Annotated in this window: 21 protein-coding genes and 2 tRNA genes; 12 read left to right on the forward strand and 11 right to left on the reverse strand. The window is 73.6% G+C overall.

What is annotated here, in order from left to right:
* Positions 1-16: 16 nt before the first annotated feature.
* Both ACIA8N_RS04865 and ACIA8N_RS04870 read right to left on the reverse strand, forming a co-directional pair.
* Positions 17-880 (reverse strand): fused MFS/spermidine synthase, encoded by an 864-nt coding sequence (locus ACIA8N_RS04865; protein WP_365777932.1) that lies wholly within the window; start codon positions 878-880, stop codon positions 17-19.
* A 44-nt stretch (positions 881-924) separates the two neighbouring features.
* A complete protein-coding gene (locus ACIA8N_RS04870; protein ID WP_365777930.1) occupies positions 925-1380 on the reverse strand; it encodes a hypothetical protein in 456 nt (151 codons plus the stop codon).
* Positions 1381-1604: 224 nt separating this feature from the next.
* Between ACIA8N_RS04870 and ACIA8N_RS04875 the strand changes: the two genes are divergently transcribed.
* Positions 1605-2891 carry a tetratricopeptide repeat protein gene (locus ACIA8N_RS04875; RefSeq protein ID WP_365777928.1) on the forward strand — a complete coding sequence of 429 codons (1287 nt, stop codon included), beginning with the start codon at positions 1605-1607 and terminating at the stop codon, positions 2889-2891.
* A 49-nt stretch (positions 2892-2940) separates the two neighbouring features.
* Here the strand turns inward: ACIA8N_RS04875 and ACIA8N_RS04880 are convergent, their stop codons facing one another.
* Positions 2941-3537, reverse strand: coding sequence for a histidine phosphatase family protein (locus tag ACIA8N_RS04880; protein ID WP_030213454.1), 597 nt, complete (start codon positions 3535-3537; stop codon positions 2941-2943).
* A 144-nt stretch (positions 3538-3681) separates the two neighbouring features.
* On the opposite strand from ACIA8N_RS04880, the gene ACIA8N_RS04885 reads away from it, so the two are divergent.
* Genes ACIA8N_RS04885 through ACIA8N_RS04900 form a run of 4 tightly spaced genes read left to right on the forward strand, consistent with a single transcriptional unit; the run spans position 3682 to position 8569 of the window.
* A complete protein-coding gene (locus ACIA8N_RS04885) occupies positions 3682-4509 on the forward strand; it encodes a phosphatase PAP2 family protein (RefSeq protein ID WP_365777925.1) in 828 nt (275 codons plus the stop codon).
* Complete coding sequence (locus tag ACIA8N_RS04890) at positions 4442-5593, forward strand: hypothetical protein (RefSeq protein ID WP_365777923.1); 1152 nt, start codon at positions 4442-4444, stop codon at positions 5591-5593. Before ACIA8N_RS04885 ends, ACIA8N_RS04890 begins: the two co-directional genes overlap by 68 nt.
* A 37-nt stretch (positions 5594-5630) precedes the next feature.
* Entirely contained in the window at positions 5631-7220 is a 1590-nt protein-coding gene (locus tag ACIA8N_RS04895; protein ID WP_365777921.1) for a hypothetical protein, read from the forward strand.
* 5 nt (positions 7221-7225) lie between these two features.
* Positions 7226-8569 (forward strand): AAA family ATPase, encoded by a 1344-nt coding sequence (locus ACIA8N_RS04900; protein ID WP_365778194.1) that lies wholly within the window; start codon positions 7226-7228, stop codon positions 8567-8569.
* Between the two features lie 24 nt (positions 8570-8593).
* Here the strand turns inward: ACIA8N_RS04900 and ACIA8N_RS04905 are convergent, their stop codons facing one another.
* The gene (locus ACIA8N_RS04905; RefSeq protein WP_365777919.1) at positions 8594-9202 is read right to left on the reverse strand and encodes a peroxiredoxin-like family protein; all 609 of its coding nucleotides are present in this window, start codon (positions 9200-9202) and stop codon (positions 8594-8596) included.
* Positions 9203-9292: 90 nt separating this feature from the next.
* On the opposite strand from ACIA8N_RS04905, the gene ACIA8N_RS04910 reads away from it, so the two are divergent.
* The 4 genes from ACIA8N_RS04910 (at position 9293) to ACIA8N_RS04925 (ending at position 11300) form a co-directional block, all read left to right on the forward strand.
* Positions 9293-9907 carry a TetR/AcrR family transcriptional regulator C-terminal domain-containing protein gene (locus ACIA8N_RS04910; protein WP_365777917.1) on the forward strand — a complete coding sequence of 205 codons (615 nt, stop codon included), beginning with the start codon at positions 9293-9295 and terminating at the stop codon, positions 9905-9907.
* A 103-nt stretch (positions 9908-10010) separates the two neighbouring features.
* Positions 10011-10367, forward strand: a complete 357-nt coding sequence (locus tag ACIA8N_RS04915) for a hypothetical protein (protein ID WP_030552834.1) — start codon at positions 10011-10013, stop codon at positions 10365-10367.
* 173 nt (positions 10368-10540) lie between these two features.
* A complete protein-coding gene (locus ACIA8N_RS04920; protein WP_365777914.1) occupies positions 10541-11236 on the forward strand; it encodes a hypothetical protein in 696 nt (231 codons plus the stop codon).
* A tRNA-Lys gene (locus ACIA8N_RS04925) sits at positions 11227-11300 on the forward strand. Before ACIA8N_RS04920 ends, ACIA8N_RS04925 begins: the two co-directional genes overlap by 10 nt.
* 63 nt (positions 11301-11363) lie before the next feature.
* Here the strand turns inward: ACIA8N_RS04925 and ACIA8N_RS04930 are convergent.
* Complete coding sequence (locus ACIA8N_RS04930) at positions 11364-12614, reverse strand: M6 family metalloprotease domain-containing protein (RefSeq protein WP_365778192.1); 1251 nt, start codon at positions 12612-12614, stop codon at positions 11364-11366.
* 356 nt (positions 12615-12970) lie between these two features.
* Between ACIA8N_RS04930 and ACIA8N_RS04935 the strand changes: the two genes are divergently transcribed.
* A complete protein-coding gene (locus ACIA8N_RS04935; RefSeq protein ID WP_399415672.1) occupies positions 12971-14941 on the forward strand; it encodes a putative bifunctional diguanylate cyclase/phosphodiesterase in 1971 nt (656 codons plus the stop codon).
* Positions 14942-15067: 126 nt separating this feature from the next.
* Here ACIA8N_RS04935 and ACIA8N_RS04940 read toward each other — a convergent pair whose 3' ends face one another.
* Together ACIA8N_RS04940 and ACIA8N_RS04945 are read right to left on the reverse strand one after the other, a co-directional pair.
* Positions 15068-16771: a glycosyl hydrolase family 18 protein gene (locus ACIA8N_RS04940; RefSeq protein WP_365777912.1), complete on the reverse strand. Its 1704-nt coding sequence runs from the start codon at positions 16769-16771 to the stop codon at positions 15068-15070.
* A gap of 258 nt (positions 16772-17029) precedes the next feature.
* Complete coding sequence (locus tag ACIA8N_RS04945; protein WP_365777910.1) at positions 17030-18121, reverse strand: LLM class flavin-dependent oxidoreductase; 1092 nt, start codon at positions 18119-18121, stop codon at positions 17030-17032.
* Positions 18122-18540: 419 nt separating this feature from the next.
* Here ACIA8N_RS04945 and ACIA8N_RS04950 point away from each other — a divergent pair, with 419 nt between their 5' ends.
* Positions 18541-19299 (forward strand): IclR family transcriptional regulator C-terminal domain-containing protein, encoded by a 759-nt coding sequence (locus tag ACIA8N_RS04950; RefSeq protein ID WP_365777908.1) that lies wholly within the window; start codon positions 18541-18543, stop codon positions 19297-19299.
* Between the two features lie 76 nt (positions 19300-19375).
* A tRNA-Lys gene (locus ACIA8N_RS04955) sits at positions 19376-19449 on the forward strand.
* 68 nt (positions 19450-19517) lie between these two features.
* On the opposite strand, the gene ACIA8N_RS04960 is transcribed toward ACIA8N_RS04955, so the two are convergent.
* The 4 genes from ACIA8N_RS04960 to ACIA8N_RS04975 all read right to left on the reverse strand — a co-directional run bounded on the left by ACIA8N_RS04960 (position 19518) and on the right by ACIA8N_RS04975 (position 24898).
* On the reverse strand, positions 19518-20177 hold the full coding sequence (locus ACIA8N_RS04960; RefSeq protein ID WP_365778188.1) for a response regulator transcription factor: 660 nt from the start codon (positions 20175-20177) through the stop codon (positions 19518-19520).
* The gene (locus ACIA8N_RS04965) at positions 20111-21490 is read right to left on the reverse strand and encodes a sensor domain-containing protein (protein WP_365777906.1); all 1380 of its coding nucleotides are present in this window, start codon (positions 21488-21490) and stop codon (positions 20111-20113) included. Before ACIA8N_RS04965 ends, ACIA8N_RS04960 begins: the two co-directional genes overlap by 67 nt.
* 305 nt (positions 21491-21795) lie before the next feature.
* Complete coding sequence (locus tag ACIA8N_RS04970; RefSeq protein WP_365777904.1) at positions 21796-22389, reverse strand: lytic polysaccharide monooxygenase; 594 nt, start codon at positions 22387-22389, stop codon at positions 21796-21798.
* 127 nt (positions 22390-22516) lie between these two features.
* On the reverse strand, positions 22517-24898 hold the full coding sequence (locus ACIA8N_RS04975) for an SPFH domain-containing protein (protein WP_365777902.1): 2382 nt from the start codon (positions 24896-24898) through the stop codon (positions 22517-22519).
* Positions 24899-24905: the final 7 nt, after the last annotated feature.

Genomic DNA, 24905 nt, shown 5'->3' on the forward strand with positions numbered 1-24905 from the left:
CCGTCACTCGCCGCCGTCACTGGAAGGCGGACGAGGGCGGTGCGGGTGAGGGTTTGGCGCTCGCGTCGGTGACGGGCGCCGCTCCCCCGGCGAAGTCGGCCAGCGCCCGGCCGTGTTCGACCCGGCCCGGGTGCGGGTCGGTGGCGACCCGGCGGGTCAGTTCGGCCACCGGAAGCTCCCGGTCGGAGGCGAGGAGCACCGCGTTGCCGAAGCGGCGCCCGCGCAGCACCGTCGGATCGGCGGTCAGCGCCAGCTCGGGGAAGACGGCGGCGGCCGTGGCGATCTGGCCGCGCAGATGGGTCAGCGGCGGCCCGTCGGCCAGGTTGGCGGCGTAGAAGCCGCCGGGGCGCAGCACCCTTCGCACCTCGGCGAGGAACTCGGTGCTGGTCAGATGGGCCGGGGTGCGGGCGCCGCCGAACACGTCGGCGATGACCAGGTCCGCCCAGCCGTCCTGGACCTTGGCGAGGCCGGCGCGGGCGTCGGTGGAGCGGACCCGGACGCGGGCCGCGCTGTCGAGCGGCAGTTCCCGGCGGACGAGCTGCACGAGGAGCCCGTCGAGTTCCACGATCTGCTGGGTGGAGCGGGGCCGGGTCGCGGCGACGTACCGGGCGAGGGTGAAGGCGCCGCCGCCGAGGTGCACGACCTGGAGCGGCCGGTTCGGCGGGGCGGCGAGGTCGGCGATGTGGCCGAGGCGCCGCTGGTACTCGAAGGAGAGGTGCGCCGGGTCGTCGAGGTCCACGTGGGACTGCGGGGCGCCGTCGATGAGGAGCGTCCAGGCGCGCGGGCGTTCCCGGTCGGGTATGAGTTCGGCGAGACCGCCGTCGACGGTCTCGACGACGGGGGCGGCGGCCGCCCGCTCGCGCTGCTTGTTCCTGGCCACGGGCCCATTATCGGTGCATCCGCGACAAGACGGCCCCCAGGGGCTCAGTGGCAGCCGTCGGCCGCCTCGATGAGCCGGGCCGCCTCGCCGAGCGCCTCGCGCAGGACGACGGGGTCGGTGACGGGGTCGGTGTCCCCGGGGGGCAGCAGCCAGCCGGCCGGGCGGGGCGCGCCCCCTGCCGGATCGGGCAGTTCCGGCAGCTCCGGCAGCTCGGGGAGGCGGAAGCCGCGCCCCGAGGTCCTCGTACAGGCGCTGCCGGGCATGTCCCAGGCGGCGGCGGTGCCCGGCGGGACGAGGAAGCCCAGGGTGTCGCAGGTGCCGTCGTGCACGACGGGCCCGACGGAGGGGACGGCGCCGCGGCGCAGGATGTCCACGGCCTCCAGACCCTGCCGGACGGGGACGGTCACCAGGTCCCAGGGTCCGGCGGCGGGCTTGGGCCCGTCGGCGTCCGGGGCGGGCGCGTGCCACGTGGCCGACGACTGCGAACCGATCTCCGACATGGGGACCCCTCCTCGCTCCAGAGGAGACACGTTCCGTCTCTCCCTTACGGTTCAACGCCCGTGCGCGTCAACGGCTACGGCGCCATGCCGCCGCAAAGGATGGCAGTTCATGGCAGATCACAGGCGAGATATCCGATTTGTAGCCAAACTCTGCGTACGCATCCGGTCACAGCAGGTACGTTCTTGCCGCCGGACCACCCGGCAGCTCAGGAGAGGGCTCGGCCATGACGACGTCACGGGCAGTTCCCAATCTCGCCTTCCGCCGGCTCCGCGGACAGCATTCGCCGGCGGAGTTCGCCGCGGCCGTCCGCCGGGCGGCGCGGGAGATCGGCGAACAGGTCGCGTGCGACGCCCGCTACATCGGGCGTGTGGAAGCGGGAGAGATCCGCTGCCCCAACTACGCGTACGAGCGGGTCTTCCTGCACATGTTCCCCGGACTCGGCCTCGCCGACCTGGGGTTCTCCGCGCGGGAGACGGTACGCGGCCGGCGGCAGGCCGTCCCGGCCGGGGCAGCGCCTCCCGCCGCCATCACCACCCGGAACGATGAGGAGAGCGACGTGCTGCGTCGCGCATTCATTGCGAGCGGCTCCGCCACCCTGGCGACCGCCTCGCTGGGACTCGGCGGCCCCGCCGTCGCGATCCCCGCCCCCCGCGGCACCCACCGGATCGGCGAGTCCGAGGTGCGGGCCGTCGAGGAAGCCGTACGGCAGATCCGGCTGCTCGACGACCGGCACGGTGCCGACGGGCTCTACAAGGTCGCCGCCCAGCCGCTGCGCGCCGCGTACGCGCTGCTCGACACGGGCACCATGACCCGCCGCTCCACCGAGGACCGGCTGCACGCGGGCGCGGGCGAACTCTCCCTCTCCGTGGGCTGGCTGGCCCACGACTCGGGGCGGCACGAGGACGCGCGCTCGCACTACGCCGAAGCCCTCGCGACCGCGCGCGTGTCGGGCAACGCGGCTCTTGAGGCGCACGCCTTCTGCAACACGTCGTTCCTGGCCAGGGACACCGGCCGGTACCGCGAGGCGGTACGGGCGGCGCAGGCCGGCCTGCGGGCCGCCCAGCCGCTGAACTCGGCCCGGCTGCTCTCCCTGCTGTCGCTGCGCGAGGCCGGCGCGTGGGCGGGGATCGGCGACCGCTCCGCCTGCGAGCAGGCCCTCGGACGCGCCCACGGCTTCTTCGACCGGGGCCCGGCCGACGGCGACCCGGAGTGGATGTCGTTCTTCGGCGAGCCGGAGCGCGAGGCCCTGGAGGCCCAGTGCTGGTCGGCGCTCGGCGAGTGGGGCCGGGCGTCCCGGCACGCCCACCGGGCCACGGTCCTGCAGAATCCGTACTTCGCCCGGAACCTGGCGCTCTACCGCGCCCACCTCGCCAAGGACCTGGCGCACGCCGGGCGCCCCGACGAGGCCGCGGCGGAGGCGAAGCGGGTGGTGGACTCCCTGGACGGCATCGCCTCGGCCCGGATCCGCGGGATGCTCGCCGAGACCCGCCGGGTGCTCGCCGCGTACTGAGGCCCTCCGGCCGCCAGGGCCTGTCCGACCCTGATCCGCCGGACAGGCCCTACTGCTCCAGGTGGCCGGTGTCGTTCCAGCGCTCGACCGCCGGGGCGCCGTACGCCCAGCCCAGGACGGACAGGCTCGTCGGGTCGAGACGGATGCGGGACGCGAAGGACACGTCCTCCCCGAGCCAGCGGGCGCCGATCGAACGCAGGATGTGCCCGTGGGCGAAGACCAGCACGTCACGGTCGGCGGAGCGGGCCCAGTTCACGATCTCGTCGGCGCGGTCCGACAGCTGCGCCAGGGTCTCCCCGTCGGGGACGCCGTCGCGCCAGATGAACCAGCCGGGCTGGACGGCCTGGATCTCGGGCGGGGTCATCCCCTCGTACGCCCCGTAGTCCCACTCCATCAGCGCGTCCCAGGGCTCGGCCCGGTCGCCGAAGCCGGCCAGTTCGCAGGTCTCGCTCGCGCGGACCAGCGGGCTGGTGCGCACCTCCACGCCGGGCAGCCCCTGCCAGGGGCCGCGGTGCAGGCGCTCGCCGAGCAGCTTCGCGCCGCGCCGCCCCTCGTCGAGCAGCGGGATGTCGGTCCTGCCGGTGTGCCGGCCGAGAAGTGACCACTCGGTCTGGCCGTGCCGGGCGAGCAGGATGCGCGGTGCCATGGGAAGGACTCTCCAGGGGTTTCACGGTGCGGACGTGCCTCTCCATCATCGCCCACGTGGATTCGGGGTGACGTCCGGGCAACCCTCCGGGGGCCACCGGCGTCCCCTCCCCCGGGCCGTCACCGTCCGGGGGGAACTTCTTCGATGCACAGACCACGCTGGTGGGCCGAACTGGCGCTGATCGCCGTCGTGTACGCCGCCTACTCCGGCGGACGGCTGCTCGTGCGGGGCGACGAGGCCTCGGCCGTCGACCACGGCCTCGCGATCCTGCGCCTGGAGGAGAGCCTCGGGATCGACGCCGAGCATCCGCTGAACCGGCTCTTCACGAGCGTCCCCGCGCTCGGCATCCCCGCCGACTTCGCGTACGCCTCCCTGCACTACCTCGTCACCCCTGCGGTCCTGGTCTGGCTCTTCCACCGCCGCCCCGCGCACTACCGGGCCGCCCGCACCTGGCTGATGGCCTCCACCCTGCTCGGTCTCGTCGGCTTCACGCTGCTGCCCACCTGCCCGCCACGGCTGCTCGACCCGGCGCACGGCTTCACGGACACGATGGCCCACTTCAGCGCGTACGGCTGGTGGGGCGGCGAGGCCAGCGCGCCGCGCGGTCTCGGCGGGCTGACGAACCAGTACGCGGCCATGCCCAGCCTGCACGTCGGCTGGGCGCTGTGGTGCGGGGTGATGCTGTGGCGGCACGGGCGGACGCCGCTGCTCAAGACCCTCGGGGTGGCGTATCCGCTGCTCACCACCCTCGTGGTGATGGGGACGGCCAATCACTATCTGCTCGACGCCGTCGCCGGTGCGGCGGTGATGGGCGCCGGTCTGCTGCTCGCCCTGTACGTGCTGCGGCGGCGCGGGACGGCGGAAGCGCCTCCGGTTGTCAGTGGCGGATGCGAGACTTCCACGGGTGAGCGCATCCCTGGACAGCGGTCTGTCACGAACACCGCGGACGACACGTCGGCAGCTGCTCGCTGAGCTGCGTGGACCGGGCGTCGCACCGCGCCCGCTGGACGCGAGGGCGCTCGCGGCGCTCGCCGCGAACCCCGGCTGCCGGCGGCGGGCCCTGCTTGACGGCGCCGGCGTCGACAAGTCGGCGCTGGCCTCGAAGCTCGGCTCGCCCGCCCCCTTCGGGCAGTCGCAGTTCGCGATCGTCCGGGGCAACTCCTTCGAGGCGAAGGTCAAGGCGGACGGCGGCCGCGAGCTGCTGCGCCTGATCGGCGTCGAGGAGCCGGGCGTCGTCTCCGTGCCCGACCTGGCGGCGGCCGGGCCCGAGGGGCGGGTGGCGCGCACGGCGCTCGCCCTGCGGGAGGCGACCGGGGCCGGGGCGTGGGCCCTGCTCGACCATCCGCTGCTCGCCCTGGAGGTGGCGGGGTCGCCGGTGTACCTGGAGCCGGACGCGGTGGTGGTCCGTCCCGACGGCGGGTGGACGGTCGTGGAGATCAAGTCGTTCCCGATGGTCGACGGCGCGGCCGACGCGTCGAAGGTGGGCGCGGCGGCCCGCCAGGCCGCGGTGTACGTCCTCGCCCTTGAGCGGGTGGCGGCTCGCACGGAGGGCGCCCGGGTCGCGCACTCGGTGCTCCTGGTCTGCCCGAAGGACTTCTCGAACGTGCCGACGGCGTCGGTCGTCGACGTGCGCAAGCAGCGGTCGGTCACCCGGCGCCAGCTCGCCCGGCTGACCCGGATCGACGAGATCGCGGACGCCCTGCCGGAGGGCACGAGCTTCGACGTGGCGGAGCGCTCGCCGGCGGAGCTGACAGCGGCCGTGGAGTCCGTACCCCATCAGTACGCGCCGGAGTGCCTGGCCGCCTGCGAGCTGGCCTTCCACTGCCGGTCGCGGGCCCGGGAGGCGGGCGCCGTGGAGACCCTGGGCCGTTCGGTACGGGGTGAGCTGGGCGGCCTGACGACGGTCGGCGCGGTCCTCGCGGCGGCGCGCGGTGAGGAGGGCGACCCGGAGGACCCGGCGGTGGCGGCGCTGCGCAGGGCGCGGGCGCTGCGGGTGGAGGCGCTGGAGTCGGCGCCCGCCCGAGTGGCCCGGGAGAGCGTCGAATGCCCCTGCTGACCCCTCGTTCCCGCGTCGCGCCCCGGAAGGCCCCCGCATGTCGCTGATCTCCACGCTGGCCCGGATGGAGGCCGTCGAGTCGGGCCGGGCGCAGCCCCTGGCGACCGTCCGCCACCGCCGGGTCTCCGAGCGGCCCCTCGTCCTCGTGCCGCTGACGACGGCCGGTGAGGCGGGCGCCCCGCTCGGCGCCCTGGTCGGCACCGACCGGGAGGAGCCCCGGCTCCTGGTGGTGGCGCAGCCCCGCGACCGTGACCTGCGGTTCGCTTTCCTCGCCGACCTGGCGGAGGAGGTCCTGCCGTACGTCGACTCGTTCGCGGACGTCGTCGAGGCTGCGGAGAAGAGCGAGGTCGACCCCGAGACCGGCAAGAAGGTGAAGGTCGAGGTCGAGCTGTGCGCGGACGCGCCGCAGCTGATCGTGCCGAGCCGGGCCGGCGTCGAGTACGTACGGCTGCTCGGGCGCTCCACGCGGTTCCGGCGGACGGCCGAGCAGGACCCCGAGACGCCGTTCCCCGCGCCTCCGCGCGTCCCGCTGCTCGGGCGCTGGCTGACGCACTTCGGCGACCGGGCGCGGGTGCCCGGCTCTTCGCTGCTGCTCGCGGCGACCGACCTGCTCAACCGGCACTGGGCGACGGGCCAGTCCTCCCTTGAGGACCAGCACCTGGGCGCGCTGCTCGCGTGGATCGACCCCTACGACGGGGAGCCGGGCGCGGAGGCGGCGCTGCGGGCCGAGACGGGCCGGGACTCCCGGGGCCAGCTGCTGTGCCCGCCGGCCGGTCCCGCCACGGACCCGGCCTTCGACAACAAGCTCCTCGCGCCCGCGATCGAGCGGTACGACCGGGCCCGCCAGGCGGTCGGCGCGGCGCAGGACGGCGAGGCGGCCGACATCGGCCTCGGCGAGCTGCACCGGGCCGAGCGGGAGCTGCGCCGGCTGGTCGTCTCCCAGCTCAGGCCGACCTGGGACGGGGTCTGGCGGGCGATCGACCTGCTGCGGGAGCTGCCCGAGGGGTCCAGGGTCGAGGACCGCTGGACCCGGGACCGCTGGTCCTTCACCGCCCACCGCGACCGGGTCGCGGCCGGCGAGCCGCCGCAGCCGCGCCGGGACGACGCCGTGACGGCGGCCCGGAAGCTCGCGGCCCGCGAGCAGGCGCAGGGGCAGCTGGAGGCGCACGAGGCGCTCGACGATCCGCTGGTGCTCGCCGGGCGGAGGCTCGCGGGCGAGGCGTTCACGGCCGAGGTGACCGAGGTGACGATGGCCTGGACGGAGTCGAAGCGACCCGCGCCGCGCCCGCTCCTCACGGTCCGCACGGAGGACCGGCCGCACCTGGGTGAGAAGACGCGGGTGTACCGGTCGCTGGACGGGAAGCCGCAGACGGCGGAGTTCGTGCGGTACGAGGAGGACGGCTCGCTGCTGCTTCGGCTGCTGGACAGGATGGGCCGGTCGAAGGAGCCCGCGGAGGGCTCGGTGCCGGAGAAGGGCGAGCGGATCGCCTGGACGCTGTTCGAGCACGACCAGCGGGTCGGGCCGCAGCTGCCTGACCCCGAGGAGACGCCCTGGACGCACGGCGGTCCGCCCCGGACGGACGCCGTGGAACTGCCCGACGCCGTGACCCCCGAGGACGTGCTGTGAGCCGGATCGATACCGCGCGGGGGGCCTTCGATCCCTCCGCCGAGGCCGGGCGGGCGACGGCCGCCATCCTGGCGGACACCCTGCACGGCACCTCGCGCGGTGTCGTCGTGGACTCCCCGCCGGGTGCGGGGAAGTCGACGCTCGTGGTGCGGGCCGCGCTCGAACTGGCCGCCGCCGGACGCCCCCTCATGGTGGTCGCCCAGACGAACGCGCAGGTGGACGACCTGGTGCTGCGGCTGGCCGAGAAGGAGCCGGAGCTCCAGGTGGGCCGGCTGCACTCCAACGACAGCGACCCGTACGACAAGGCGCTCGACGACCTGGAGAACGTACGGAAGTCCGCGAAGGCCGGTGAGCTGACCGGGCTTCCGGTGGTGATCTCCACGTCCGCCAAATGGGGGCACGTGAAGAACGTCGAGCCGTGGGCGCACGCGATCGTCGACGAGGCGTACCAGATGCGCTCGGACGCGCTGCTCGCCGTCGCGGGGCTGTTCGAGCGGGCGCTGTTCGTGGGCGACCCGGGGCAGCTCGACCCGTTCTCGGTGGTGGCCGCCGAGCAGTGGGCGGGGCTCACGTACGACCCGTCGGCGAGCGCGGTCTCCACGCTGCTCGCGCACAACCCCGAGCTGCCGCAGCACCGCCTTCCGGTTTCCTGGCGGCTGCCCGCCTCGGCGGCGCCGCTGGTCTCGGACGCCTTCTATCCGTACACGCCGTTCCGCAGCGGCACCGGGCCCGGGGACCGGAGGCTGTCCTTCGGGGTGGCGTCGGACGGTTCGGGCCCCGACCAGGTCCTCGACGAGGCGGCGGAGTCGGGCTGGGGCCTGCTCGAACTGCCCGCCCAGCACACCCCGCGCACCGACCCCGAGGCCGTCGGCGCGGTCGCCCTGGTGGTGCGCAGGCTCCTGGACCGGGGTGGGGCTGCGGTCTCGGAGCGTTCGGAGACCCCGGTGCCGCTGACACCGGACCGGGTCGCGGTCGGCACCGCCCACCGCGACCAGGCGGCGGCGGTCCGGGCGGCGCTCGCGGACCTCGGCGTGACGGGCGTGACGGTGGACACCGCGAACCGGCTGCAGGGACGTGAGTACGACGTGACGGTCGTCCTGCACCCGCTCTCCGGCCGCCCGGACGCGACGGCCTTCCACCTGGAGACGGGCCGGCTGTGCGTGCTGGCCTCCCGGCACCGGCACGCGTGCGTGGTGGTGTGCCGGGCGGGCGTGGCGGAACTCCTGGACGAGCACCCGTCGACGGATCCGGTCCAGCTGGGGGCCGTGGTCTCGTTCCCCGACGGCTGGGAGGCCAACCACGCGGTCCTCTCCCACCTGGAGGAGCACCGGGTGACCTGGACGCCGTGACCTTCCCGCGTCCACGGCCCTGCGTCAGCCGACCGTCCTGAGCTGCGCCGCGTGGGCGAGGAGTTCGTCGACCGACCACTGGTCGTAGACGTGTTCGCCGTACTTCACGGCGGCGATCCGGCCGCCGGGCGTGACGAGGAAGTCGGCCGGGAGGCCGATCCGGCCGCCCGGCTGCACGGTCGCGGGCAGCCGCCCCCTGCCCCTGAGCAGGTCCGCCGTGCCGAGGAGCACGGCGCGGACGATCGCCGGCCAGGCGCGCGGGTCGAGCAGGGCCCTGCGGTGGGCCTCCACTCCGAACTCGGCGTACAGCAGCTTGTCGGGGTCGGCGACCACGGCGAACGGCAGATGGCTCACGTGCTCGCGCAGTTCGTCGGCGGGCGAGTGGAAGAGCACGACCTCCCGGATCCCGGCGCGCTCGATCTCCTCGTGCCGCAGGACCACCGACCGCAGGTGGAGGTTGCAGACCGGGCAGCCGGCGAAGCGCCGGAACTGGACGTGGGTGAGCCGTTCGGGGTCCGGGAGGGTCAGCGGAGGGCCGAGGACCGGCTGCAGGGGCCGGGAGGACACGCTGTGCCCGGGTTCGAGTCGGCTCCGGGAGACGGGGGGCAGCGGCGAGGTACGGGGTGCGCGCATGGGACACCTTCCTTGCGAGGCCTGACCGCACGCGTAAGCGTACGGCGTATGCTCATCAGCGTAAGCGTAGGGCGTACGCTGTCAACCGCCATGCCACGACCCCGCTCCCTCACCCTCGACCGACTGGCCCTCGCCGCCCTCGCCGTCATCGACCGCGACGGCCTGGCCGGCCTCTCGATGCGCACCGTCGCCAAGGAACTCTCCATGAGCCCCATGGGGCTCTACCGCTACGTGGCCGACCGCGAGGAACTGGAGGGTCTCGTGGTCGACCGCGTCCTGGGCGCCGTCGACGCCACCCCGCCCCCTGCCGACCTCCCCTGGCAGGAGCGCGTGGAGACGATGGCCGGGCGGCTGCGCGACGCCGTCATCCGGCACCCGGCGGCCATCCCGCTCACCGTCATCCACCGCCACCACGCCGCCGCCGGCCTGCGCTGGTCGGAGACCGTTCTCGGCATCCTGGCCGAGGCCGGCGTCGACGACGCGCGGCGGGTCGTCGCCCTGCGCGCCCTCCACGCGTACGTGACCGGGGCGATCCAGCTCGAACACCTCGGGGCGCTCTCCGGCGAGGGAACGGCGGTGATCGCGAACCTGCCGAAGGACCGGTTCCCGCTCCTCGCGGAGACGGCACGGACCGCCGGCGGGGTCGGACCGGACGAGGAGTTCTTCGGCGGCCTGCGACTGATCCTGCGCGGGCTCGCCGACTGACGACCGACAGTGCGGCCCTGGCCACGACACCCCCTTGCGGGGCGCGGGACAATGGAAGTCGGCCCGGGTCTCCGGGCCGTGCCTGTGCGAGGAGGAACGGACGATGGCGGAACCCGTGGAGCGGAGCGGACAGCGGCGGCTCAGGCCGGCTCCGCTGATCTTCGAACCCGCCGAGGCGACTGCCGATCCGGAGCACTTCTTCGACCTGGAGTCGATAGAGGACCCGCGCGAGCTGCTGTCCCGTGCGACGGAGCTGACGCTCGCGTTCCGCGCGGCGGCGGACCGGGCGACCGAGTTCCAGGCCATCGCGGCGGCGCAGCTGGCGGATCCCCGCCGCTTCGACCGGCTGACGGAGGCGGACGTCGCCGACCGGGCGCAGTGGACCGAGGACTACGCGCGCAAGATGATCGAGTTCGGCCGCGACCTGATCCGGACGAACGGACGCCCGGCGGAGGAGTAGGGCCTGCTCGGCAAGGACCCATAGGGGCCAGGCCCGGTCGGGAGGCGCTTCCGGTTGCTGCCGGAAGCGCCTCCTGGCATATGCGGGCCGCACGATACTCCTCGCCCACCCCTCCTGTCCGGGATTCGCCAACCCTCGGCGACAGAGGCGTCACGCCCGGTAGATCTGGAGCCATGACGACGTGGCTGCGCGACGAGACCTCGCACGACATTGCGCACGACATTGCGCCTGACATTGCGCCCGACACCTCGCACGACATCTTCCGGTTCCTCCGGGAGGGTGACGAGGGGCGGCACCAGACGGCCCGGGTGACCGCCGACGGAGCCGCCTGGCTCACCTCGGCCGTCGGCGCCGGCGGCGCGGCCGCGCTCGGCCGCTGGGAGGCCCGGCCCGACTCGTCGGCCGTGCTGCCGTGCGGATCGGCCTTCGACGTCGTCAACGTGGACCCGGTCTTCGGGCGCCGGATCCTCGGCCGCCTCTGGGAGGAGGGCCCGGGATCGGGGCCCGTCGCCGTGCACCGGGGCCGGATGATGCTGTTCGCCGCGCCCGGCACGGCCCAGCGCCTGCCGGCCCTCCTCGACTGGGAGGAGTGGGGCGAGGCGGTCCCCCGGCCGCTCTGCCACGGGCTCGGCGACGCGGTGACCGTGCCGCCGCTCGTCCCCTCCGCCCGCTCCGACGCCTCCGGACCCTCCGGACCGCGCTGGCTGGTCGCCCCCGACACCCGTCACCCCTGGCTGCCCGGCCCCGAGGTCGTGCTCTGGGCCTGTGTGCGCGCCGTACGGGCGGCTTCCGCCGCCGACGTGCGGGTATCGATTTTTCCTCCCGCCGATCCGGGTGCTAATGTCTACGACGTCAGCAGGCGCCGCTAGCTCAGTTGGTTAGAGCAGCTGACTCTTAATCAGCGGGTCCGGGGTTCGAGTCCCTGGCGGCGCACAGACGGAAGAAGCCCCTCGCGGAAGCGGGGGGCTTCTTCGTGTCCCGGAGCGGGCGCCTCGGTCAGCCGACGGGGGGCGGGGTGATCCGTACCGTCCAGCCGTCCGCCTCCGTGCGGTCCCTGACCTCGACCCTGACCCCGACCCCCGGCACGGTGAGGGTCTCGCCCTCCTCCAGCGGTGCGTCCGCGAGCGGCGGGTAGACGGAGCGGTCCCAGCAGGCGTCGGTGCGCGGGTGCGCGTCGACGACCTCGACCGGGCCGTCGCCCGAGGCCGCGCCGCCCCGGACCCGGTAGACGAGCACGCCCTCGGTGCAGGTGTCGGCGTTGCTCCCGGCGTCCGTCCTGGCCTCGACCGCGAGGACGGTGTCGGGGCCGGTGCGGACCACCGCGAGCCGGGTGCCGAGGGTGCCGCCGGCGGTGGGCGGGGCGTCGGTCGGCTCCAGGGTGACCATCCGGGGTTCGGTGCCCTGGACACAGGTGATCTGCGCCCGGGAGAGCCAGCCGAGCTTCCACTTGTGCCAGCCGAAGAGGTCGGGTGACAGTCCGAACTGGCTGCCCATGACGTCCCAGTCGCCCACATGGGTGTCCCAGTCCCCCTTGCCGTCCTCCGGGCGGTGGTAGAGGTCGGGCAGGTCGAAGACGTGGCCGGTCTCGTGGGCGAGGACGTTGCGGTCGGGCGGGTGCCGCTCGAAGACGGTGACGACCCGCTTGATCTCGGTGCCGTCGACCTCCAGGGGGCGTTCGAGGTTGACGACCTTCGTCGCGTCGGAGTCGACGCCGGGCGCGTCCGGGTCGGCGACCAGGTAGACGATGTCGTACCGGGAGAAGTCGACGCCCCCGTCGGCGGCGGCGACCGCGTCCCTGAGGTAGGCGGCGCGCTGCCCGGCGTCCCAGTCACGCCGTATGTCGTACGCGCTCGACGGCTTCGGCATCGGGGTCCAGGCCGTCTGGATGTGCGGGCGCAGGGTGAAGCGCCCGTAGGAGGCGCGCGAGAAGTACTCGCTGGTGGCGGGGAAGTGGTCGGCGGCGAGCTCGGCCGGTTCGGTGAGCGGCTCGGCGTCCGGGAAGGACAGGAAGATCATGACCGCGTCGAGGGCGCGGTCGGGGCGCGGGTACGACCTGTTCCAGGTGTCGAGGCCCAGCGAGTGGTGAGCCGTCGTACGGGGCAGGGCGCAGGGATTCGCCGAGGACGCGCCGACGGCGGGGCCCGCGACGAGCCCCGTGGCGGCCAGGGCGGCGAACGAGGTGAAGGCGGCCGCTCCGGCGCGCAGCCGTGAGCGTTCCACTCCCCCGGGTGGCTGCTGACCCCTCACGTGGACCTCCGGATCGCGAATGCGGGACACCCCACCCACCTTGTGATGGTTTGCGGTGTTTCGCACGTTTCCACTGCCCCGGTCGGGTGAGAGACCGGCCCGGGGTCGACGCGACACGGGCGCGCTTCAGCTCACGGAAAGTCACATTCGGTCACGTCACCACCGACCCGTGTCAGACCCGCGCAGAAACGATCGCGCAGTCGTCGACGGTGGGCAGCCTCACAGGGCCGGGGAGCCCCCGGAGGGCCTCCGAAGCTGGAAGGCTCCCCCGCGCTGGCTCTATGATCGGCTCACTCTTCCTTGGCCGACCGTCCCGACCACATGTGACCGGCCCGACTGCACTACGGGAGCGAGCGGTGAGCGGAACCCCCGAAGGACCGGTGCACCCAGAGCCGCCGGAGAAGTACGCGGCAGAGACCGCACTCACGGAGCGTCACCCCGAGCCCCGCGCCGAGCGTCACTGCGGGCTCCACCCCGGCCTCGCCCCCCGGCCCCCCGGCGAGCGCCCCGACGCCGAACACCGCGACTGCATGGCCGCCTTCCGGATCTCGCAGCTCGCCATGGCCGTCGTCGACCAGGACGGCGTGGTCGTCGCCGCCAACGACTCCTTCGGCACGCTCCTCGGCACCGAGGCCGCCGACCTGCGGGAGCAGGCCGCCGCCGACCTCGTCGACCTCGCGTCCGACGGGCGCACCTGGCACGCGTACCGCGAGGTGCTGCGCGGCCGCCGCTCCCGCTTCCGCTGCACCCGCCGCCTCAAGCACCCCGACGGGCGCTCGCTGTGGGCCGAGGTCACCGTGGCCCCCGTGCCCGACAGCCGCAGCGTCCTGCTGTCGATCGCGGACATCAGCGACCGGCGTGAGCTCCAGGCGCGGCTCCGCCACCTCCAGATGCACGACCCAGTGACCCGGCTGCCCAACCGCGCCCTGTTCTTCGAGCGCCTCTCGGCCGCCCTGGAGGCCTCGACCCTCGACGCCGAGGCGGCGACGGAGGCGGTCGGGGGCTCCTGCGCCGACCGTACGGACGGCATCGGCGCGAAGGACACCATCAGCTCTTCGTACGAGTCCTACGGGTATGGCAGAACAGGGCGGATCGGTCTCTGCTACCTCGACCTCGACGGCTTCAAGGCGGTCAACGACACCCTCGGCCACCGTGTCGGCGACCGGCTCCTCGCCGCCGTCGCCGGCCGCCTGACCGAGTGCGCGGACAGCGACGGCTACACCCGCAGCGGCGGCCATCTCGTGGCGCGGCTCGGTGGTGACGAGTTCGCGATCCTGGTCGAGGAGTCCACCGGCACCGAGCAACTCGCCGACCTGGCGAGCTCGGTGCTCGACGCACTCCAGGACCCCTTCGACCTGGGCGGCCAGCGGCTCTCGGTCTCCGCCTCGATCGGCGTGGTCGAGCGCTCCGGGCACGGGACGACCGCGACCGCCCTGATGCAGGCCGCCGACACCACGCTGTACTGGGCGAAGGCGGACGGCAAGGCCCGCTGGACCCTCTTCGACCCGGAGCGCAACGCGCACCGGATGACCCGGCAGGCGCTCTCCTCCACCCTGCGACCCGCCGTGGAGCGGGGGGAGTTCGGCCTGGAGTACCAGCCGCTGGTGGACCTGGCGGACGGAGCGGTGCGCGGGGTGGAGGCGCTGGTCCGCTGGAACCACCCGCAGTTCGGCACGCTGGCGCCGAATCGGTTCATCGGGATCGCCGAGGAGGACGGCTCCATCGTGGAGCTGGGCCGGTGGGTGCTGCGCACGGCCTGCCGGCAGGCCAGGCAGTGGCAGAAGGACCATCCGTGCGAGCGGCCGATCTTCGTCAGCGTCAACGTGGCGGTCCGTCAGGTATGGGACTCCGACCTCGTCGCGGACGTGGCGGGGATCCTCGCCGAGACCGGGCTTACGCCGCACCTGCTGCAGCTGGAGCTGACCGAGTCCGCCGTGATGGGCTCGGCAGGGCGGCCGCTCCAGGCACTCCAGGCGCTGAGCGACATGGGCGTGCGGATCGCGATCGACGACTTCGGCACGGGCTACTCGAACCTGGCCTATCTGAGCCGGCTGCCAGTCTCGGTGCTGAAACTCGACGGATCGTTCGTGCGCGGCTTCCAGGACGAGGAGCACGCCAACCCGGCGGACGAGCTGATCGTCGAGGCGCTCGTACAGCTCGCGCACCGGCTGGGCCTCACGGTCACCGCCGAGTGCGTCGAGACCTCAGGGCAGGCGAGCCGGCTGCGCCGGATCGGCTGCGACACGGGGCAGGGCTGGCTGTACTCGCGGGCGGTGGCCCCCGACCGCATCGCCGAGCTGATCGGCGTGGAACCGCTGCCCGTCTGAAGCTCCCGCATGGCGAGGGCGTGGGACACGGGCATGGGCTCGGGCATGGAACTGCCCCCGGCCGGGAGGGACATCCCGGGCGGGGGCAGCGGTTCATGAGGGGGCTCAGCCGGTCATGTCAGGGCCTCAGCAGGCGCCCTGGTCCTTCCAGACGCCCCACTCGCCGGTCGTGCCCGGCTCCTCGTTCTGCGTCCACCACTGGGCCTTCCAGGTGCGGCCCTTGTGGGAGACGAGCGCGCCGCCGTTGTAGACGGTGCCGGCCACGTACGCCGGGGCGGTGCAGCTGCCGGTGGGCGGCGTGGTCGTGGGAGGCGTGGTCGTGGGCGGGGTGGTCGGGGGCGTCGTCGGCGGGGTGGTCGGCGGCGTCGTGGTCGGCGGGGCCGTGGTGCCGCCGAGCGCGGTGTTGATCTGGGTCAGCAGCGTGGCGTTGTTGTCCAGGCCGAGGAGCGAGTACATCATCGCGCCGGCCAGACCGCGCTGCTTGCCGTAGTCCACCCGGGCCTGGATGGACTTCTGGTTCAGACCGGTGAAGAACTCGCCGTCCTTGTAGAAGTACGAGGACTTGGACTGGTCGTCCCAGAAGGTGGTCGCCGCGTTGTCGACGATGCCGCCGAGCTCCTTGTAGTGCGCGATGCCGGCCTGCTGGCTGAGCGGGCGGGCGTTGGAGCCGCCGGTCGCGGTCTGGGCGAGGCCGTTGGTGGTGCCGGCCGGGACGCCCTTCCAGCCGCGGTAGTAGAACTCGTAGCCGAGGGTCAGCTTGTTGGCGGGGAAGCCGCCCGCGATGCCGTACGCCGGGTTGCCGTCGATCCAGGAGTCGATGGCCGAGTCGATGCTGTACTTCTCCGTGCCCGGCGCGATCACGTCGGTCGGGTCGTTCGGGGAGGGGAACAGCGGGGACTGGTGGTACGTGGGCCCGTCGCCGTCCCAGGCGCCGTGCATGTCGTACGTCATGATGTTGGCGTAGTCCAAGTACTGGCCGATCTTGTCGGTCTCGATGTACTTGATCTTGTCCTGGCCGGCCGGGAGGGCCGAGGTCAGCAGGTACTTCTTGCCGCCGTTGGCCGCGCCGTGCGCGTCGAGCTGCTTGCGGAACTCGGCGAGGAGCAGGGTGAAGTTCTGCTTGTCCTCGGGGCCGTAGTGGTTGCCCAGGTGGCCGCCGGAGGAGCCGGGGTACTCCCAGTCGATGTCGATGCCGTCGAAGATGCCGGCCGCCGTGCCCGCACCGCCGAAGCCGCCCTCGACCGGCAGGTTGCCCTTGATGTACTGGTCGATGCAGGAGGTGACGAGCTTCTTGCGGCTCGCGTCCGTCTTCGCCGCGTCGTGGAAGTACTTGGAGTAGGTCCAGCCGCCGAGCGAGATGTTGATCTTCAGGTGGGGGTACTTCGCCTTCAGTTCCTTGAACTGGTTGAAGACGCCCACGATCGGCTGGTCCCACTTGTCGGCGACGCCGTCGACGCTGTCCGCCGCGGAGAAGGACTTCTGGTAGTCGGCGTACGAGTCGCCCGCACCGTCGCCCGCGTTGGGGTTGTTGTCGTCACCCGCGGCCTTGTTGGCCATGAAACAGGTGAGGTCGGTGGGGTGGATGTTGCCGAACGAGTAGTTGATGACGTCCAGCTGGCTCGCGATGCCCCGGGTGTCGAGGTGCTTGGGGTAGAACGCGTTGCCGTAGACGCTCCACTGGTCGTAGTACGCGATGCGCACATTGCCCGCAGAGGCAGTGGTCGTCGTGTCGGCCGCCTGGGCGGAGCCGAGGCCTGCGGTCGCCGCGAGGGCGCCGGCGGCGAGGGCCGAGCTGAGGAGCGCGGCGATCAATGGCTTACGGGGGTGCACGTGCGGCCTCCGAAGTGGGGGAGAACTGGGTGGTGCCGTACAGGAGATGAGGAAGTGATAACCGGCGCGTGAACACCTCGTCAATGGTCTGAACCAGATTGAGGACTAGACCAATTCCCTGCCGAAAGCCCTTGTCAGAGGGGTGCAGCACAAAGCGGAACCGCCCGCCACCATCGGTGACGAGCGGTTTAAGGTTCACTTAGGGGGAGCGCGGGGGCCGTTCGCGAAGGAACCAGCCGCGCGCGGGGACCGAGGTTTTTACCCGGCCGCCCCCGGCTCGGAATCCGTCAGCTCCGGGAGTTCGTAGGCGTCGGCGATGAGCTCGTAGCTCCGCAGCCGCGCCTCACCGCCGTGCGCGTTGGCCGTGATCATCAGCTCGTCCGCCCCGGTCCGCTTCCTCAGGTCGTCCAGACCCGTACGGACCTCGTCGGGCGTGCCGTACACGACGTTCGCCAGCCAGCCGTCCACGAACTCGCGCTCGGCGGGGCTGAATCCGTACGCCTCCGCCTCCTCCGGCGTCGGGATGAGCCCCGGCCGGCCGGTGCGCAGCCGCAGCATCGACAGCGCGCCCGTGAGGACCTGGCGGTGCGCCTCCTTCGGGTCGTCGGCCGCGAGCGCGGCCACGCCGATCACCGCGTACGGCGCGTCGAGGACGGCGGAGGGCCGGAAGGAGTCGCGGTAGAGATCGAGCGCCGGGATCGTGTTCCTGGCCGAGAAGTGATGGGCGAAGGCGAAGGGCAGTCCGAGCACACCGGCGAGGCGGGCGCTGAAGCCGGAGGAGCCGAGCAGCCAGATCGGCGGACGGCCCTTCGGACCCTGGACCGGGCCGGGCACGGCGTGGATCCGGGCGTACCGGTGCCCGTCGGGGAAGTCGTCGTCCAGGAACCGGGTCAGTTCGGCGAGCTGCTCGGGGAAGTCGTCGGCACCCTCGTGCAGGGTGTCGGAGCGGCGCAGGGCTGCCGCCGTGGCCCCGTCGGTGCCGGGGGCGCGCCCGAGGCCGAGGTCGACGCGGCCGGGGGCGAGGGCCTCCAGGGTGCCGAACTGCTCGGCGATGACGAGCGGGGCGTGGTTGGGCAGCATGACACCGCCCGAGCCGAGGCGGATGCGGCTGGTGTGGGCGGCGAGGTGGGCGAGGATCACCGCCGGCGAGGAGGAGGCGACGCCGGGCATGGAGTGGTGTTCCGCCACCCAGTGGCGGTGGAAGCCGCGCCGCTCGGCGAGCCGGCTCAGCTCGACGCTGGTGGCCAGCGCCTGGGTCGCGGTCCTGCCGCTGCCGACGGTCACCAGGTCCAGTACGGACAGCGGAACGGGCGCGGTACCCCGCACCTCTCCTCGAATAGCGTCGGACACCTTCGGGACCCTCCTCGGCACACGTACGGTCACTGCTTCTGCGGCTGCTTCTGCGGCTGCTTCTGCAGCCGCTTCTGCAGCTGCTTCGGAGGCATAACAGGAGGGGGTCTCCGTTTATTCCGACCGGTTTCGGCGGTTCTCAGCCACCGCGGAGGTCGGCGACGGCGTCCGCTTCCCCTGGATTCCGCGCAAAAAATCTCCCGCCCGCCGTGGCCCGAACTGACGCCCGAGCACCCGCCCGCACGGCCCTGACCTGAGGGTCTACGAACCACTCATGACCTTGGCATATGCCAGGGTGGCGAGCCCCAGCGTAGGGCCTGGATGCTCCGCATCATTCTCGCCAACAGCCGCCCCTAAAAAGGGGCTTGGCGGCTATCGTGGGACGAAAGCTTGCGGTCACAACCTGGTAGGGGGAAACCGTGGCGCTGAAGCCCGAGCCCACCGCGCCGTTCCACTCGGTGCAATACGCCCTGCGCGTCCTCGAGACGGTCTCGCGGCACGGTGGCGGAGTGACAGACGTCCAGATCGCGCGCGAAACCGGCCTGCCCGTCGCCCACCTCTCCTCGCTGCTCCTCATGCTCCGCCGCGAGGGGTACGTGGAACAGGTCGCCGACGGCGCGTACGTGATCGGGGACTCCCTCGTCCTCCTCGGCTCCGGCATGACCCGCCGCGAAGCCCTGGAGGCCAAGCTCCAGGAGACCCTGACCGAGCTGCGCGACTCCGTCGGCGCGGCGGTGTACATCAGCCGGTACATCGACGGCGAGGTGAAGATCACCCAGTTCGCCGACGGCCCGCGCACACCCAAGGTCAACGAGTGGGTGGACTTCCGCTCGGCCGCGCACGCCAGCGCGGTCGGCAAGTGCCTGCTCACCCAGCTCGACCTGAACGGCCGGCGGGACCACCTCTCCCGGCACAAGATCGCCCGGCTGACCTCCCGGACGATCACCAACGAGCGGATCCTCTTCTCCAAGCTCGACAGCCAGCCGGCGACGGTCCCCGTGCTCGACCTCCAGGAGTACGCGGTGGGCACCGTCTGCGCCGCCGTCCCGCTGACGGCGGGCTCCGCCGTGGGCTGCCTGGCGCTCTCCCTGCCGATCGAGCACGCGCACCGGCTGCGCTCGGCGGCCGACACGCTGAACCGCAGGGCCGCGCCGGTGGTGCTCTCCCTGGCGATCTGAGGACGCGGAGGGACCCGGTCCCGCGGGGTGGTCGGAAGCACCCCCCGGGACCGGGTAGTATTTTCTCTGTCAGCAGGCGCCGCTAGCTCAGTTGGTTAGAGCAGCTGACTCTTAATCAGCGGGTCCGGGGTTCGAGTCCCTGGCGGCGCACAGACAGAGAAAGCCCCTCGCGGAAGCGAGGGGCTTTCTTGTCGTCCCCGTCACAGCCGTCACACCCGTCATGCCCTGAGGTACGTCAGGACGGCGAGGACCCGGCGGTGGGTGTCATCGGCCGGCGGCAGGTCCAGCTTCGCCAGGATGTTGCCGATGTGCTTGCCGACGGCGGCCTCCGTCACCACGAGACGGCGGGCGATCGACCCGTTCGAGAGGCCCTCCGCGACGAGCCCGAGCACCTCGCGCTCGCGCGGGGTCAGCGCCTCCAGCGGGTCGCGGTGCCGCCGGAGCAGCTGCCGTACGACCTCGGGGTCGACCACCGTCCCACCGTCCGCGACCCGGCCGAGGGCGTCGAGAAACTCCTCCACCTGCCCCACCCGGTCCTTGAGCAGATAGCCGACGCCCGTGCCGTCGCCCGCGTCGAGGAGGTCGGCGGCGTAGCTGCGCTGCACGTACTGGCTGAGGACGAGGACCGGCAGGGCCGGCCGCTCGGCGCGGAGCGCGACCGCGGCCCGCAGCCCCTCGTCCTGGAAGCCGGGCGGCATCCGGACGTCGGTGACCACGATGTCCGGATCATGGGCGGCGACCGCCTCGCGCAGGGCGTCGGCGTCGCCGACGGCGGCGACGACCTCGTGGCCGAAACGGGCCAGGAGCCCGATCAGTCCCTCCCGGAGGAGGACGCTGTCCTCGGCGAGGACGACGCGGAGCCTACGGTCGGCGCCGATCGCTCGGTCGGTGCCGGTTTCTCGGTCGATGCCGATTCCTCGGTCGGTGCCGGCTTCTCGGTCGGTGCGGGACACGGGATCTCCACTCGCAGGACGGTCGGCCCGCCCGGCGGGCTCATGATCGTCAGTGTGCCATCGAGGACGGCGATCCGGTCGGCGAGACCGGTGAGTCCGCTGCCCCTGGCCGGGTCCACGCCGCCCCGCCCGTCGTCCTCGACGACGAGCCGCAGGACGCCGTCCGCGTGCCGGGCGGTGATCCTCGCCTGGCGGGCGCCGCTGTGCTTGCCGATGTTGGCGAGCGCCTCGCAGCCGGCGAAGTAGCCCGCGCTCTCGACGGCGGCGGGCAGCCGGGGCAGGTCGCTGTCGAGGGCGAGGTCGACGGGGACGGCCGACCGGTCGGCGGCGTCGGCGAGGGCCGCGCCGAGCCCGTAGTCGGCCAGGACCTGCGGATGGATGCCGTGGATCAGCTCGCGCAGTTCGGTCAGCACCTGGCCGGCCTCCTCGTGGGCCTTCGCCAGCTGGTCGGCGAGCGGGCCCGGCGGGGCGTCGAGCCGGGCGAGGCCGAGGGTCATGGTGAGGGCGACCAGGCGTTGCTGGGCCCCGTCGTGGAGATCGCGTTCGATGCGGCGCCGCTCGGCCTCGAAGGCGTCGACGAGCCGGGCCCGGGAGGCGATGACCTCCCCGATCCCGTCCTCCGGCCCGGTCTCGCGGGGCGCGAGCAGGGCCCGGGCGAGGGCGGCGCGGGCCCCGGCGACGGCGGCGAGGGGGTAGGCGAGGAGGACGAGGAGGACCGCCCCGAGGAGGGCGGCGGCGAAGGCCTCGGGATAGGAGGTGACCAGGTACGCCTTGACCACCTTGACCTCGTGGCCGTCGACCGCCAGCTGGAGCGGGGTGCTGAGGAGGGCGACGGGCAGGCCGATGCCGACGGCGAGCGCGATGAGGTCGAGCGGCCACAGGACGGTGGCGAGGAGCAGGGCGTACGCGAGCTCCCGCCAGGTCGCCTGCTCCCCCGCCCGGAGCCGGAGCCAGGCGGCGAGACCGGGCACGGCGGGGACCCGGTGCGGGTCGGGGGCGGGATCCAGGTCGACGAGCCGGAGCCGGAGCCGTTCCACGCCGCCGACGGCGGTGCCGGAGAGGAGGAGCAGCGGCAGCCCGACGAGGAGGAGCGAGAACACGCCGAGCACGAGGAGCACGAGACAGGCGGCGGCCCCGACGAGCGCACCGGTGGCGAGATACCCGGCGGCCCTCCAGGGCCAGGAGCCCCGGGGGAAGCGGGGCCGGGCGAGTGCCTGCCAGAGGTTACGGGGGTCCATGGACGCCCACGGTAGGCGGGCGCGGGAGGCGGGGCCATGGGCCTGGGGGGTGGGGAGGAGGTGGGGCTGGGCCTACCTCCGGGCACCGGGGCGGGTCGGTCCGGTGCCTGGGCGGGTCGGCTCGGCGCCTGGGCGGGCTGGTTCGGCGCCTGGGCGGGCTGGTTCGGCGCCTGGGCGGGCTGGTTCCGGCGGCGGCGGCCCCCGCGAGGGCCGCCGCGCCGGCCGGAGCGGGTGCTCCGGCGGGTTGGTCGAGCAGGATGCCGGGGTGCGGCTCGCCCCCCGGCACGGGTGGTGTCAGGCCGGCGTCAGAACTGGACGTCCGAGCAGGCGTAGAACGCGTTCGCGGTGTCCGCGACCGTCCACACCGCCAGGATCAGGTGACGGCCCGTCTTGCCCGCCGGGACCGTCCCGGAGTGCGAGAGGGTCGCCGGCGGCTGCTGGCTGTTGTAGGGGACGGTCAGGAACGGCTGGGGGTCGAGCGCGGCCCGGGTCAGCTTCTGACTCGGGTCCCAGCCGTTCCTGGTGATGTAGTACTTGAAGTCGGTGGTGCGGTGCCGGGCCGTGAACTGCCAGCGGAAGCTGTAGCTCTGCCCGGCCGTGAGCCGGGTGGTGGGCCACGTGCCGCCCCGGGGGTCGTCGAGCTGGGCGAACTGGGTGAGCCCGGCGGAGCAGATCTTGCCGTCGGCGGGGCCGGCGGCGGGGAAGCCCTTGAGGCCCTCGACCGACTGCGGCTCCCACTGTATGGAGCCGCAGTTGGTCACGGTGCCGTTGGCGCAGAGCTTCTGGCGGCTGATCGGCGAGTCGGTGTAGCCGTGACTTCCGGCGCTACCGGTGGCGAGGAGGGTGGCGCCGGCGACGCCGAGCGCCACCACCGCCGCCCCGACTGACTTTTTGCGCATGCTGTCGCTCCAGGAGAACGTGGGGGAGTTCCATTGGGCCGTGCGCGCGCGTGCGGTTCCTGCGGTCGTTCATTTTGGTCTGGACCAAGTACCAAGGTATGGACGGAAGTTGAACATGTCCATCCCCTCAGGCCCCCTCCACCGGACCCGTCCGACCCGTGTAGAACGCCACCGTCAGGTCCTTGACCAGCGCCTTGCGCTCGTAGTCGTCCAGTTCCACCAGACCACGACTGGTCAGCCGGTGGACCACGTCGTCCACCGCGTCCACCACCGACGTCAGCACGCTGTCCCGGTGCTTCGCGTCGATCGCCGCGATCCGGCGCCTGCGCATCGCCGCCGCCACCTCCGGCGCGTACTCGATCCGCGTCGGCTGCGCCGAGAACACGTCCACCCCGACCGGGGCGCACTCCGCCGACAGCATCCGCGTCAGGGCCGCGCCGACCGCCTCCGCGTCCCGGAGCGTCGGGGCGTCCTCGTGGAAGGCGTCCGCCGGAAGCTGCGAGAGGACCCGCGCCATCGCCGCCTCGACCTGCTCCCGCAGGTAGTCCTCGTGCCCGTCGACCCCCAGGGCCGCCCGCACCGTGTCCCGCACCCGCCACACCACGAGGACGGTGACGTCGAGCGCGGTGCCCTTCGCGTCCACGGACGACAGCGGCTCGCTGCGCCAGTGCCGGAGCCGTACGTCGACCCTGCGGCGCAGCAGGAGCGGGCTGACCCAGACCAGACCGGTACGGCGGACCGTGCCCCGGTAGTCACCGAACAGCGTCAGCACCCAGGCGTAGCCGACCCGGCCCCGGCCGAGACCGCCGAGCGCGAACAGGGCGAGCACGACGCCGAGCGCGAGCAGCGCCCACTGGCCGAGGTGGATGCCGTGGTACGGGCGTTCCGGCAGCCGCAGCATCCGCGCCGCCTCCTCCGGCACCGCCCCGGTCCACCACACGATCGCCGCGCAGCCGGCGAGCGCCGCGGCCCCGCCGATCACCCCGACCCACCCCGGCAGTACCGCGCCCGGCCGCTCGACGAGACCGGGGTCGGCGGTGGGGGCGGGCCGGGAGGTGGAGGCGGTCGCTCTGGTCTGAGGAGGCTTGGACGCGGGTCTGGCCTTGGCGGGGGCCTTGGCGGTGGACCTGCTGGGGGACTTGGTCGCGTCCCTGGTCGCGGGCTCGGATACGGGCTTGGTCGCCGTCCCGGTCTGCGGCTGGACCTTCGACGGGGCCGGAATGGCGGCCCCGCGGCCGTTCGTCTGCGTCAGGGGCGCGGCCATGGCGACGGTGTCGGGACCCCCGTCGTCGGCGCCCGCCGCCCGGGGCCCGGCGGTCTCCGGCTCGTCGCGGAAGAGCAGGTGGACCGGGATGGAGCCGGTGGTCTCCGCCCCGATCACGTTCTTCCGCCGTGCCACCCGCACGACGGCGGCGACGGGCACGGCGACGGTACCGACGCGGGCTCCGGTGATCCGCCCGAAGTCGGGGGCGGGGCCGCTGCGCTCGGCGACGCCGGCGGAGGGGGCGGAGGCGCGGGCGGGACCCGTGGCGGGAGCGGGCGCGGGGCCCCTCGGAGCGTCCGGGCCGGCCTCCGCGTCGGTGACCGCCTCCGGCGGGGAGGCGCGGTGCCGTCCCGCCGACACGCCGACGGCGGGCGTGGGCTCGGCCGCGGCCGGGGGGGTGGTAGCGGTGCCGGGCTGCGTACCGGCGGCCGCACCGGGGGCCGAGCCGGTCGTGGCCTTGTGGATGCGGACGGCGGAAGGCGGCGTGAGGTGGACCGGCGCCGACGGCGACGTACCGGAGGGTCCCTCGATCAGACGGACCGATGGCATGCCGGACGAACCGGCAGGGTGCGTCGGCGACGTACGGGCGGGGCCGGCCGGGTGCGTCGGCGGCTCGCCGGACCGTTCGGCCGGGCGCGCCGGGGAGGCGCCGGACGCGGTTCCGCCCGTATCGGGCCCGGCCTGCCCGTCCCGTGACGCGTCCGAGCCGGACCCGTCCCGCGTGAGCTTCGGGACGACGCCCGAGGAAGCCACCGGAAGGCCTGGGAGACCCGGAAGGTCCGGTGACGTACCGCCAGGAACCGGGCGCACGACGGCAGAAGCGGGGGCTCCGCCGTCGTTGCCGTCCGTCGCGCGGGGCATCGGCCCCCCGAGGGGCGTCAGGACATCCGTGGCCTGTGACGGGCCGTCCGGGGCGGGCGCCTGCGCCTCGCCGACGGGCGGCACCGCCACCCCGCCACCGGCGGCCGGAGTCTCCACCCCTCCCCCGCCACCGGCGGCCGGAGCCTCCGCCCCTCCCCCGGCGACCGCGTCCGCCGCCTCGCTCCCCGTGGCCCGGACCTCCTCGGTCCCGGCGGGAGCCGCCGCCGGGTCCTGGGAGGCCGGCCCGGGCGGGGTGCCCGGGGGTGCGTCCTGGGGAGGGGACGTGCGGGGAAGGGTGCCGTCCGTCAGACGTCTGGCGGTACGGGCCGCGTCACGCGAGGCCGCCGCGCCGGAGTCCGCGGGGTTGGGGAGCGATGCCGTCATTCGGGTC

It is taken from the genome of Streptomyces sp. NPDC051822, assembly GCF_044452745.1.
GTDB lineage: Bacteria > Actinomycetota > Actinomycetes > Streptomycetales > Streptomycetaceae > Streptomyces.

Coding starts and splice junctions, on each gene's coding strand:
- ACIA8N_RS04905 (WP_365777919.1), bottom strand. CDS start 9,202: ATGCGCGCACCCCGTACCTCGCCGCTGCCCCCCGTCTCCCGGAGCCGA.
- ACIA8N_RS04895 (WP_365777921.1), top strand. CDS start 5,631: ATGTCGCTGATCTCCACGCTGGCCCGGATGGAGGCCGTCGAGTCGGGC.
- ACIA8N_RS04885 (WP_365777925.1), top strand. CDS start 3,682: ATGCACAGACCACGCTGGTGGGCCGAACTGGCGCTGATCGCCGTCGTG.
- ACIA8N_RS04915 (WP_030552834.1), top strand. CDS start 10,011: ATGGCGGAACCCGTGGAGCGGAGCGGACAGCGGCGGCTCAGGCCGGCT.
- ACIA8N_RS04965 (WP_365777906.1), bottom strand. CDS start 21,490: ATGGACCCCCGTAACCTCTGGCAGGCACTCGCCCGGCCCCGCTTCCCC.
- ACIA8N_RS04875 (WP_365777928.1), top strand. CDS start 1,605: ATGACGACGTCACGGGCAGTTCCCAATCTCGCCTTCCGCCGGCTCCGC.
- ACIA8N_RS04870 (WP_365777930.1), bottom strand. CDS start 1,380: ATGTCGGAGATCGGTTCGCAGTCGTCGGCCACGTGGCACGCGCCCGCC.
- ACIA8N_RS04920 (WP_365777914.1), top strand. CDS start 10,541: ATGACGACGTGGCTGCGCGACGAGACCTCGCACGACATTGCGCACGAC.
- ACIA8N_RS04970 (WP_365777904.1), bottom strand. CDS start 22,389: ATGCGCAAAAAGTCAGTCGGGGCGGCGGTGGTGGCGCTCGGCGTCGCC.
- ACIA8N_RS04880 (WP_030213454.1), bottom strand. CDS start 3,537: ATGGCACCGCGCATCCTGCTCGCCCGGCACGGCCAGACCGAGTGGTCA.
- ACIA8N_RS04975 (WP_365777902.1), bottom strand. CDS start 24,898: ATGACGGCATCGCTCCCCAACCCCGCGGACTCCGGCGCGGCGGCCTCG.
- ACIA8N_RS04910 (WP_365777917.1), top strand. CDS start 9,293: ATGCCACGACCCCGCTCCCTCACCCTCGACCGACTGGCCCTCGCCGCC.